At 65.8% G+C, this 10,097-nt stretch carries 12 protein-coding genes and 2 pseudogenes; 7 read left to right on the forward strand and 7 right to left on the reverse strand.

Annotation, left to right across the window (positions count from 1 at the left end):
- Window positions 1-150: pseudogene (locus Y703_RS23010) on the reverse strand (IS1380 family transposase); the annotation flags it as partial.
- A 168-nt stretch (window positions 151-318) separates the two neighbouring features.
- On the opposite strand from Y703_RS23010, the gene Y703_RS18945 reads away from it, so the two are divergent.
- Both Y703_RS18945 and Y703_RS18950 read left to right on the forward strand, forming a co-directional pair.
- Window positions 319-1,056, forward strand: a complete 738-nt coding sequence (locus tag Y703_RS18945; RefSeq protein ID WP_051427440.1) for an AfsR/SARP family transcriptional regulator — start codon at window positions 319-321, stop codon at window positions 1,054-1,056.
- 127 nt (window positions 1,057-1,183) lie between these two features.
- The gene (locus Y703_RS18950; RefSeq protein ID WP_155849456.1) at window positions 1,184-2,218 is read left to right on the forward strand and encodes a hypothetical protein; all 1,035 of its coding nucleotides are present in this window, start codon (window positions 1,184-1,186) and stop codon (window positions 2,216-2,218) included.
- 22 nt (window positions 2,219-2,240) lie between these two features.
- Here the strand turns inward: Y703_RS18950 and Y703_RS0108970 are convergent, their stop codons facing one another.
- The 3 genes from Y703_RS0108970 to Y703_RS22045 form a co-directional block, all read right to left on the reverse strand.
- Window positions 2,241-2,471: a hypothetical protein gene (locus tag Y703_RS0108970; protein WP_026552435.1), complete on the reverse strand. Its 231-nt coding sequence runs from the start codon at window positions 2,469-2,471 to the stop codon at window positions 2,241-2,243.
- Between the two features lie 6 nt (window positions 2,472-2,477).
- Window positions 2,478-3,704, reverse strand: coding sequence for a S8 family serine peptidase (locus Y703_RS0108975; RefSeq protein WP_026552436.1), 1,227 nt, complete (start codon window positions 3,702-3,704; stop codon window positions 2,478-2,480).
- 170 nt (window positions 3,705-3,874) lie between these two features.
- Window positions 3,875-4,129: a hypothetical protein gene (locus tag Y703_RS22045; protein ID WP_155849457.1), complete on the reverse strand. Its 255-nt coding sequence runs from the start codon at window positions 4,127-4,129 to the stop codon at window positions 3,875-3,877.
- Window positions 4,130-4,163: 34 nt separating this feature from the next.
- Between Y703_RS22045 and Y703_RS0108980 the strand changes: the two genes are divergently transcribed.
- The 5 genes and pseudogenes from Y703_RS0108980 (at window position 4,164) to Y703_RS18960 (ending at window position 7,825) form a co-directional block, all read left to right on the forward strand.
- Window positions 4,164-4,403, forward strand: a complete 240-nt coding sequence (locus tag Y703_RS0108980; protein WP_026552437.1) for a ribbon-helix-helix domain-containing protein — start codon at window positions 4,164-4,166, stop codon at window positions 4,401-4,403.
- Window positions 4,403-4,708 carry a type II toxin-antitoxin system PemK/MazF family toxin gene (locus Y703_RS0108985; protein ID WP_026552438.1) on the forward strand — a complete coding sequence of 102 codons (306 nt, stop codon included), beginning with the start codon at window positions 4,403-4,405 and terminating at the stop codon, window positions 4,706-4,708. Before Y703_RS0108980 ends, Y703_RS0108985 begins: the two co-directional genes overlap by 1 nt.
- Window positions 4,709-4,793: 85 nt before the next feature.
- Window positions 4,794-5,270 carry a hypothetical protein gene (locus Y703_RS18955; RefSeq protein ID WP_051427442.1) on the forward strand — a complete coding sequence of 159 codons (477 nt, stop codon included), beginning with the start codon at window positions 4,794-4,796 and terminating at the stop codon, window positions 5,268-5,270.
- Window positions 5,267-7,174, forward strand: coding sequence for a M64 family metallopeptidase (locus Y703_RS0108995; RefSeq protein ID WP_026552439.1), 1,908 nt, complete (start codon window positions 5,267-5,269; stop codon window positions 7,172-7,174). Before Y703_RS18955 ends, Y703_RS0108995 begins: the two co-directional genes overlap by 4 nt.
- A gap of 29 nt (window positions 7,175-7,203) precedes the next feature.
- Window positions 7,204-7,825 (forward strand): annotated as a pseudogene (locus Y703_RS18960) (L-threonylcarbamoyladenylate synthase).
- 36 nt (window positions 7,826-7,861) lie between these two features.
- On the opposite strand, the gene Y703_RS0109005 reads toward Y703_RS18960, so the two are convergent.
- The 3 genes from Y703_RS0109005 to Y703_RS18970 all read right to left on the reverse strand — a co-directional run.
- On the reverse strand, window positions 7,862-8,248 hold the full coding sequence (locus tag Y703_RS0109005) for a hypothetical protein (RefSeq protein ID WP_026552440.1): 387 nt from the start codon (window positions 8,246-8,248) through the stop codon (window positions 7,862-7,864).
- The gene (locus tag Y703_RS20830) at window positions 8,245-9,069 is read right to left on the reverse strand and encodes an FHA domain-containing protein (RefSeq protein ID WP_051427443.1); all 825 of its coding nucleotides are present in this window, start codon (window positions 9,067-9,069) and stop codon (window positions 8,245-8,247) included. The genes Y703_RS0109005 and Y703_RS20830 overlap by 4 nt, the downstream gene beginning before the upstream one ends.
- A 147-nt stretch (window positions 9,070-9,216) precedes the next feature.
- A partial coding sequence (locus tag Y703_RS18970) for an ATP-binding protein (protein WP_081743469.1) occupies window positions 9,217-10,097 on the reverse strand: 881 nt, incomplete at its 5' end.

Consider the following 10,097-nt stretch of genomic DNA (forward strand, 5'->3'; position numbering starts at 1 on the left):
ACGCCACGGTTCCCAAGCCGCCGACAGTCCGGCACCGATCCCCGAGGCACGAACCGTCTGGGTCAGGATCATGCCTCCGGCTTGGGACACCACGCCGGTCCCGGCGGAATCAGCACGGACAGACGGATAGAAACCGGTAGACTGACTCACCAGAAAGGTGCTCCTTTTCACGTGGCGCGAATGATGCGTAGACAACACCATTTTCCCACGTCAGGAGCACTTTTCGTCGTTTAACCACACCCCGCCAGCCACCACCACATGAAAGACCGAGGCTAGCGTACGATTTTTTCCTTTTTCTGAAGCGACCCCAACCTGAAGTTGCTGGGGTGTTGGGATCTTGAACGGGAACACCAGCACGTAACTGTCGCGTTCCGGCAGCAACGTCTGATTACAGCGTTAGCGCTCCGCGGCGACCGTCGACGAAGCTACATCGCCGGCCTGTTGTGGCCTGACCGTTCCGACGCGCAGGCGTCCGGCAGCCTGCGGGCGTGCCTCTGGAACATTGCCCACCAACTTCCGGGCCTCCTCGAACCCGCCAGCGATCCGCTGGCCCTGGCCAGCGGGATTTCCGTCGACGTCGAGCACCTGACAGGCCGGATGGACCTGGTCAACGAGGGTGCGTCAGGCCCGGCCGGCCTGGCGACGCAGCTCCGCGGCGCCGATCTGCTGCCCGGCTGGCATGAGGATTGGTTGTGGCCGGACCAGGAACGCCTGAACCGGCTCCGGATGTCTACCTTGGAGACCCTGGCCGGCGATTTCCTGGCGACCGGTGAGCTCGAGGCCGCACTCGACGCCGCCGCCGCCGCCGAAATGGACCCGCTTCGCGAAAGCGCCCAGCGGATGCTGCTCCGCATTCACCTGGCAGCCGGAAATAATGGGTCCGCCATGCGCAGCTACCGGAGTTACCTCGCAATGCTCCTGCACGAATGCGGTGTCCGCCCGTCGTCCGGTATCACGGACCTCATCCGCCCCCTGCTGCAGGTTCCGCAGGAACACTCCCTGGTCCCCGATCCCGCCCCGGGCTTTGGCGCCAGCCTGCGTCCGTCCTTTGAGTAGCGCGTCCCTTCACAAGAATGCGGTAACACCGGAGTAACGGGTGCGGTGGTAGGCCTGCCCTATCGGGCTTTGGGGAGGGTATCCCCGCCAGCGGAAAGGGGTGATCATGCACCGGAAAAGGGTGATCATGGCTATCCAGGCCACACCGGCTCCCCTCTTCCCCTTGGCTACGGTCACCACCAAGGCCTGGCGGGAAGAGTCGCTTGCCGCCGCTGATCAGCTTTCCACCGTGACTCAATGGCTTCAACTGATCGATCCGCCGTCCGGGGGCAACACGACGGTGGACCTCAGCAAACAGGTCCTCGAGGAATCCATCAGGAAACATCTGGACGCTGTCCAGGGAGTTGCTACCCGGAAACGGCCCTCCAGGGAGTTGCCTCATCAGGGAGCCATGGTGACGCGCGTCGTGTGCCGTCTCGACGCTGCCCAACTGGATGTCCTCACCAGGGCGCCTGCAACCTACGTTCAGTCCCAGCTGCCCGGCATCCAGGCGCATGTCCGGGAGCACCTCCCGAAGGGCAATCCGCAGCGGACCGAGATTGACCGAATCGTGGACGACCTGTCGACGGCTGGACTCGACGACCCCGCGAAGGGCGCCGTCATCCAGGCTTTCCGGGGCGCGTCGTCCGAGGGGCGGCGGGAGCTCTCCCGCGTGCGCAGCTTCCGGAACGCGCTGGTGATATCCGCCGTCGTCCTCGCTTTCCTCGCCACGCTGCTCGCGATCGGCGGGTTTGTCTGGACGGGTCAGCTCAACCTCTGCTTCCAGCCAACAGCGGAAGCGGTTGTGTGTCCCACCGGTTCCACTGCCGAGAATGTGGATCTGCTCATCGTGGAGTTTTTCGGGTTGCTCGCGGCCGCGGTTTCGGGTGCGTCCTCCCTCAGGCATGTGCGGGGCAACTCCACGCCGTTCGGCCTGGTGCTTGCCCTGTCGGTACTGAAGCTTCCGGCCGGCGCGCTGACGGCGGTGCTGGGGCTGCAACTGATGCGCGGCGAGTTTGTTCCCGGCCTGAGCGCCCTGGATAGTTCGGCCCAGATCATCGCCTGGGCGATCGCTTTCGGGGCGGCACAACAACTCTTCACGGGTTTGGTTGACCGCCGCGCCCAGACGGTGCTCGACGACGTCGGCGGCAAGACCGGGACCCCCGCCGGCGCCAGCGCGTAAGACCCAACGCTGCGAGGTTCCGCTACTGCACGTCGCCCTCGGGTGGGGGCAGTTGCGCGCGCATTCCGGCGTCGACGGAGGCAACCCCCTCGACAGCCTCCAATGCAGACCGGCAGTCATCCGGCGCCGAGCCGGTGACCATCCCGCCGGCGCCCAGCACCCGGTCGATGTCAATCCCGCCGGCACGCAACCGCTCCGCAACCTCATTTATCGCGGAGCGGTGCGATTCCTTCACGGTCACGGTGATATTCATGCCGCCCTATTCTTGCGGCGCCATGACCAGGCCGGAGCCGACGTCGACTGACGGGTTGATCAGCCGGTGGCTTTCCTGCACCATCACCGACCACAGTTCCCTTCCGCGGTAGCCGGTGGCCTGCGCCCAGAGGGCGGCGATGCCCGCCGCATGCGGCGTTGCCATGCTGGTGCCGCTGATGGTATTGTACCGGTCGGGCATCGGCCAGGACGAGTACACCTTGAATCCCGGACCTGCGACGTCCAGCTGACCGCCCCGGATCGGCAGGGTACGGGCCGAGAAGTACGCCATGTCCAGTTGCTGGTCCAGTGCGCCCACGGCCAGGATGAACGGACTGTTGGCCGGTGCGCCGACAAACCCAAAGTCATTCTGGCGGCGGTCCGCGTTGTTTCCCGCTGCGGCAATGATCAGAGATCCGGCGTCGAGGGCCCGCTGCCCGACGGCGGTGTACGGCGGGTGGACCTCCGCGATGTCGGCGCCGAGGGACATGGAGATCACCGCGCAGCCGTTAGTCACCGCCCAGTCGATCCCGGCGATGATGCCGCCGTCGGAACCTGATCCTGAATCGCTGAGCACCTTCCCGGAGAAGATTTCCGCCTCGCACGCCACGCCGTACCCGGCCCCCTCGGACGGTGTCCGCGGGCCACAGGATGTTCCGATGCAGTGGGTGCCGTGCCCGTGCCCGTCCTGGGGCAACTCGTCCGGTATGAAGGATTCGACGGTGACCAGCCGGCCCTCGAAGTCCGGGTGTCCGGAGTCGAACCCGGTGTCGAGGATAGCCACCCGGATTCCGTTGCCTGTCCAGGGGGAGGCAGCCGCTGCCACGGCCTGCAGTCCCCAGGTGGACTGCGCTGTGTCCTGGAAGGAGGACGGACCGTTTTCCCCGGGATCGTCGGGGCCGTTGGTCAGGATGTGGTGGATCAGTTCCGGCGAGACCGAGATGATGGCGCCCTCATCGGAGGAGGTCCGCAGCGAACGGGCCTGCTGCGGGTCGGCTGAGACGACGGCGACGCCCAGCGTGTAGAACACGGTGGCGTCCGCATCCCGGGTTTCCAACGGGTCCACGGCCCGGGTCCCGAAATCGCGGGAATCCGCAATGTTGGACACACCGGCCATCGACCGGAGCAACGCGGGCGCGTCCGGTTCGGAGTCGGCGAAGACGACAATGTAGCGCCCGGTGGTTTCCGGTTCCCGCCTGTTGGACCGGCTGCCGGAGGAATCAGATTCGATCATGTCACTCAACCTCTGCGGATTAGGATAAAGCTTCAATGTAGCGATGAATGCGTTATTCCGCTGTTATTCGCCACCCTGGGCCACGGTCGGAGACTCGTCGCAGCTCCTCCGCAGCACACCAATCCGTCCGGAACGCGGCTTTAAGGGGCCGGAGTTCAAGGATTGGATAGCTATGTGGACATCGATGAGCTCTCGGCTGCCTTGACCAACTCTTCCCGCCACGGGGGTGAGGCAGGCTGGTCCACAATGTCTTTGACCCCTTCCGCGTTGATATCCGCGGAACCGAAACAGTCGCCGCCTACCTCAGGTTCCTCGCAGCGTGCGGCGAAGTGTCCGTCGCCGAAGACCCCGCCGCCGCATCGCTGGGGAGCACGGCTGGTCGATGAATACCGACGGCCCAGGTAGCGCCCAGAGGTTCCCTGCATACCAGTCGGTTGACGCTGCGGGTATGCTGGGAGAATGACTACACAGATCGCTATCCGGCTCGACGAGAGCGAGCTGGCCGCCCTCGACGCTGAGGTCGCCAACGGCCGCGCGGCCAACCGATCGGAGGCAGTCCGCCACGGGATCGCCCGCCTCCGGCGGGACCAGCGTTACCGCGGCGAAGAGGCTGTGCTGATCGACCTGGCACGGCGCGGTGAGCCCGTCTACCCGGACCTCGACGGCGTGCTTGATCCGCCGCATCCGGCGTTGGACTAGTGCGCCCCATCGTCTCAGTTCAACTGGACAAGCGTCGACCAGCGCTGGTCCTGACGAGGCAATCCAAGCTTCATCTGCTGACCTGGCTGACCATCGCACCGATTACCAGCACGATCCGGGGCATCACCAGCGAGGTTCCGGTCGGACCGCGAAACGGGCTGGACCGCGACTGCGTCGTCAGCTGCGACAACATCACCACGGTGCGGATGAGCGCCATGGGAGAGACGATTGGCCTGCTCTTCGATGACCAGGAACCCGCATTGGCCCGCGCCATCAGCGACGCCTTCGAGCTCATCTTGATATAGGGATCTGCTACCCAATAACGCACCAGTAACGGCGGACGATGGACCATAGGCAACAGGACTGACCTCTGCTGCGAAGGGAACCGCCATGACCGAAACCCCAGCTCCCGTTGCCGACGCGATCCGGCTGATTTTCGAGTACGACGGCGACGACGTCCGCCTGATCTCGCAGCAGCCGGTCGACGTCGCCGTGACCGGTTTTGATGCCCACGCCGATGTGCGGGCCGGACGCTATGCCGAGGTGCGGGACGCCGACAACCGGCCCCTGACCCGGGTCCCGGTGCGCACCGGCGATACCCGCAGCGCCGAAGTCTTCCCGGAGAACCCGGGTGAACCTATTACCCGCGTCGACGTGGACAGGCCCAGCGGCGCGTTTACCGTCGTCGTTCCCGCGCCGGCGGCCGCTCGTAACATCGCGCTGATCGACATTGCCGCGCCCGCCCCTGGCACCGCCGGTGCGCGCGGTGCGGAGCCGCCCGGCGAAGGACAGGACCGGAGCCCCGACGCCTCCGACATCACCGAAATCACCAGCTTTGCCATCGAGGGACGGGGTGGGACACAATGACCACCGCCGATGGTGCGGTCATTGGCACCACGCAGATCCGGGGCTCGGCGCCCCGCAACCGGGCCTTCAATGTCGTGCTGCTGGGCGACGGGTTCCGCGCGGGTGAGCAGGCCGCGTTCGACACCGCCTGTACGGCGCTCGCGAACGCCTTCCTGGGCACCCCGCCGTTCAACGAGCTCTCTCCGGCGATCAACATATTCCGGATCAACGTGTCCTCAACCGATTCGGGTGCCGACGACCCGGTGGGACCGGGCGGCACCGGGGCGACCGCGCGTACCTACTTCGACGCGACGTTCGGCGGCAACGGTATCCGGCGGCTGCTGCTGTGCAACGCGGGCACAGCGCTGACCGTCGCCGCCGCCCAGGTTCCCGAGTTCACCACCGTGCTCGTGATCGTCAACTCCACCATTTACGGCGGCAGCGGCGGCTCGATCGGGACCTACTCACTGGCGGCCAACGCCACCGAAATCGGTATCCACGAGATGGGGCACACGGCGTTCGGACTCGCGGATGAATACCCGTACTACGCCGGCGGCGACGAAACCGGGCAGGACCACCATCCCGGCCCCGAGCCCGGGGAACCCAACGTCACCATCAACCGGAACCGTGCCTCGCTGAAGTGGCGGTGGGCCGTCAACGCTGCCACGGCCATCCCCACCATGACCAACCCCGACTGCAGCACCGTCGACTCCCGTCCGAGCCCTGTCGCCGCGGGCACGGTTGGCACGTTCGAGGGCGCGCACTATTACCACTGCGGCGCGTTCCGGCCAGAGTTCGCCTGCAAGATGCGCGACCTGGGTGTGCCGTTCTGCCGGATCTGCCGGCAGGTCATCTGGAACCGGATCGGGCCGCTCGCGGCCTTGACGGCCCGGGCGAAGACCCCGATCACCGTCGTGGACCGGTATCCCGAGCACCTGGACGTGTTCGCGGTGGCCTCCGACGGGCGCACCGTGTCCAACTGGTGGGACCAGAGCAGCGGCTGGGCCGGCTGGTTCCACCTGATGGGCGGGTTCGCGTCGCCCGGAGGAGTCGGTTCGCCGGTCACCGCTGTTGCGCGCTATGCGGGGCACCTCGACCTGTTTACCGTCGGCACCGACAACCGGGTGTGGAGCGCCTGGTGGAGCTGGTCGGGCGGGTGGTCCAACTGGTTCCAGCTGGGCACCCTGGTGGCCAGGGCCGGGTCCACCGTGAACGTCCTCGCCCGCTACGCCGACCACCTGGATGTCTTTACCACCGCCTCGGACGGGAAGATCATGTCCATCTGGTGGGACGTGCGGTCCGGCTGGTCCAGCTGGTTCCAGGTCTCCGGCGGCGTCGCGGCGAACGGGGCCACCGTCACGGCGATCGCCCGGTACCCGTTCCATCTGGACCTCTTCGTCGTTGGCACCGACAACCGGGTCTGGAGCTGCTGGTGGGACGAGCGCAGCGGCTGGTCCCGCTGGTTCCAGGTGGGCGGCCAGCTGGCCCGTCCGGATTCCACCGTCAACGTCGTCGCTCGGCATCCCGACCATCTGGACCTGTTCACCACTGCACCCGACGGGAAGATCGTGTCCACCTGGTGGAGCGCCCGTTCGGGGTGGGGCAGCTGGTTCCAGGTCTCGGGCGGTGTGGCGTCGGCGGGATCGCCGGTGACCGCGGTTGCCCGCTACTCCAACCATCTGGACCTCTTCGTCGTCGGGACGGACAACCGGATCTACAGCACCTGGTGGCACGATCCCGGCGGATGGGCCGGTTGGTTCAACATCTCGGGCGGGGTCGCGAAGCCCGGCAGCCAGGTGGCCGCCGTCTCCCGGGTGACCGAGCACCTCGATGTGTTCGTCGTCGGTTCGGACAGCGTGGTCTACTCCACGTGGTGGAATGCGTCGACGGGCTGGGCAGGCTGGTTCCAGCTGGGTATCACCTGAGGAGGGCCTGCGCGACGTAAGCTTCGGGCATGGCCAAGTTCTTTGACGTGCACCCGGAGGATCCGCAGCCGCGTGCGATCGCGCAGATTGTCGACGTCGTCCGCTCAGGCGGACTGATCGCCTACCCCACCGACTCCTGCTACGCCCTGGGCGCGCAGCTGGGCAACAAGGAGGCCCTGGACCGCATCCGGGCGATCCGCAAGCTCGACAGCAAGCACCACTTCACCCTGGTCTGCCGCGACTTCGCCCAGCTGGGGCAGTTTGTACACATCGATAACAGGGTCTTCCGCAGCATCAAGTCGACGACGCCGGGCAGCTACACGTTCATCCTGTCCGCCACCAAGGAGGTGCCGCGGAGGCTGCTGCACCCGAAGAAGAAGACGGTGGGTGTGCGCATCCCCGACCACCGGATGGTCCAGGCGCTGCTCGACGAGCTCGGGGAACCGCTGCTGTCCAGCACGCTACTGCTCCCCAACCAGGAAACCCCCGCTCACCCAGGGCTGGGAAATCAAGGAGGAACTCGATTACGTGGTGGACGCCGTGATCGATTCCGGGGACTGCGGGGCGGAGCCCACCACGGTGATTGACTTCTCGAGCGGCACCGGGGAAATCCTGCGGCGCGGCATGGGAGGCACGTCCCGGTTCGAGTAGGCCGGCCGTGACCGTGGCGGTGCTGTCTCGGGTGAACTACGCGAGTAGCTGGGCTACAGCGGGGCCCAGACTTCCAACCCAGGAGGCAACCAACCGGATGGGTCCGATCAGCGATTGTCCTGCAGTCGCGACCGCACCGGCAGACATCAGCAGCCCTGCCAGCTGATCCAGTGTGGTCCCGACCATCGACCGGTCGGGGTCTTGTGCGCTGACCTCCGTTTCGATGTCCTTCAGGTGGCCGGAAACAGCCACCGAGGTGGCCTCGTCCAGGTCAGCATCATCGACCGCCGCGCGCAGGGCCTGCACCGCCTCGCGGACAGAGCTGGTGCTGACGGCTGCCCCGTGCTGGGTCCCGGAGACCCGCTGATTTCCGGCTACGTTGTTGATCACGCCGCCTGTCTGATTCCCGATATTGAAGCTCATTCCATGTCCTCCCGTACTCGATTCCCGGCCGGCAGCGGCAGCTCACGATCAACGCGCTTGCGCCGTGCCACGGCCATCACATGCAGGATCAACCCGATGACGATCAGGATTGCGCCCAACGCTGCCACGGACCAGCCGATCAGACCCGAGGGCACGCCGAAAATCTCGAAGCCGAACGGGGTGACCGTCGCATCCGGCGCCGCTCCGTCACCAATGCTTTGTCCCATCTGGAGCAGGAACCGCAGAATACCCGCTGCGAAGAAGCCGAAGCCCGTTGCGGTGAAGAGGAAGCCGGTCACCATGATCCACCGGGCCTTCGTCCTGGCGGCGGCCACGTCGAGCAGAACACTCCTGCGCTCCTGGAGGATCTGGGTGACGTAGGAGTTGTGCTGGTTTCCGCCGACATTGCTGATGGATCCGGCCCGCTGGTCCGCGATGTCGTAGCGCACGCCGGCCGCTGTGGGCTCCCGTCGGACCGGCAGGGTATCCTCCCGATGGCCCTCTACGTCGGATGCCAGTTCAAGCCTAGCGGACCAGAAGGGGAGGACGTCGCCGTCGCGCAGCAGCCGTGTTCCCGTCACTGTATCGCCGTTGATCCTGGTGCCCAGGGTGGAACCGAGGTCGCGCAGATAAATCCGGTTCCCGTCGCGGCGCACCACGGCATGCTTACGGCTCACATCCGGTTCCGCCAGCACCACATCACATACCGAACTTCGTCCGATGAGCAGCTGGTCCCCGGAAAACTCCACAGACCTGGTCCGTTCCGCCCCTTGACCAAGAATGAAGAGACGAACCCGTATCCTGCCGCCGTCGTCGTTCATGCACTCGTTGTCCCTTCTGCCCCACGACGTCCCGAAAGGATTGACCGGGAGACAACACCCCACCAGGTCCGAGTGAACCAGATGGGGTGTTACTGCACCGTTACGGGGAGGTCCCGTCGATCGGACGGGGTTGACTCATTCGCTGCCTCAGACGATCTTGCCTTCCTTCACCAGTTCGCGGAGGATGGCTGCCTCAAGGAACGTGCGATCGACCGTCCGGGTGCCGTTCGCGAGTGCCTCGATCGCGCAGAAGTGCGAGACATTGACGATACCCGCGCCGGTCAGCTCGTAACGGATGGCGATGTCGCGCCAGTCGACGTCGTCGTCGATCGTGATCTGGGGTGGGAACGCGCGCAACCAGATGGCGCGGCGGTCCTCGGACTGGGGCATCGGGAAGCTGACGGCGGCCTGGAAACGACGCAGGAACGCATCATCCACGTTTCCGCGCCGGTTGGTGGCGAGGATCACCAGGCCGGCGTAACCCTCGATGCGCTGGAGCAGGTAGGCGACCTCCTGATTGGCGTACTTGTCGTGGGCGTCGCGGATGTCTGTGCGCTTGCCGAACAACGCGTCGGCCTCGTCGAAGAAGAGGATCCATTCCTTGTGCTCGGCCTTGTCGAACAACCGTGCGAGGTTCTTCTCAGTCTCGCCGATGTACTTCGATACCACCCGCGACAGGTCGATCCGGAACACCGGTCTGCCCGTCGATTGCCCGAGCAGGGTGGCCGTGAGCGTCTTGCCGGTGCCGGGCGGTCCGTAGAACAGCGCCCGGTATCCGGGCTTGACCCGTTTGCCCATTCCCCACTCGTCCCGCAACGTCTCGTTGTAGCTGACCCAGTGCTGGATTTCGTGGATCTGGCGGAGCGTGGCCGGGTGAAGGACGACGTCCTCCCACTCCATCCGGGTCTGGATGTGCTCGGCAGGGAAATCGGTGCTGAACCTGGGCAGGCTGACTGTGCCGGTGGTGAGGAATTCAACGATCTCGGGGTCCAGGACCAGCCGCCCGCTCATCAGTGGCTCGCCCTGGC

Source organism: Arthrobacter sp. H20, from assembly GCF_000520515.1.
Taxonomy (GTDB): Bacteria; Actinomycetota; Actinomycetes; order Actinomycetales; family Micrococcaceae; genus Arthrobacter_D.

Coding starts and splice junctions, on each gene's coding strand:
- Y703_RS18950 (WP_155849456.1), top strand. CDS start 1,184: ATGGCTATCCAGGCCACACCGGCTCCCCTCTTCCCCTTGGCTACGGTC.
- Y703_RS0108970 (WP_026552435.1), bottom strand. CDS start 2,471: ATGAATATCACCGTGACCGTGAAGGAATCGCACCGCTCCGCGATAAAT.
- Y703_RS0108975 (WP_026552436.1), bottom strand. CDS start 3,704: ATGATCGAATCTGATTCCTCCGGCAGCCGGTCCAACAGGCGGGAACCG.
- Y703_RS22045 (WP_155849457.1), bottom strand. CDS start 4,129: ATGCAGGGAACCTCTGGGCGCTACCTGGGCCGTCGGTATTCATCGACC.
- Y703_RS0108980 (WP_026552437.1), top strand. CDS start 4,164: ATGACTACACAGATCGCTATCCGGCTCGACGAGAGCGAGCTGGCCGCC.
- Y703_RS18955 (WP_051427442.1), top strand. CDS start 4,794: ATGACCGAAACCCCAGCTCCCGTTGCCGACGCGATCCGGCTGATTTTC.
- Y703_RS0108995 (WP_026552439.1), top strand. CDS start 5,267: ATGACCACCGCCGATGGTGCGGTCATTGGCACCACGCAGATCCGGGGC.
- Y703_RS0109005 (WP_026552440.1), bottom strand. CDS start 8,248: ATGAGCTTCAATATCGGGAATCAGACAGGCGGCGTGATCAACAACGTA.
- Y703_RS20830 (WP_051427443.1), bottom strand. CDS start 9,069: ATGAACGACGACGGCGGCAGGATACGGGTTCGTCTCTTCATTCTTGGT.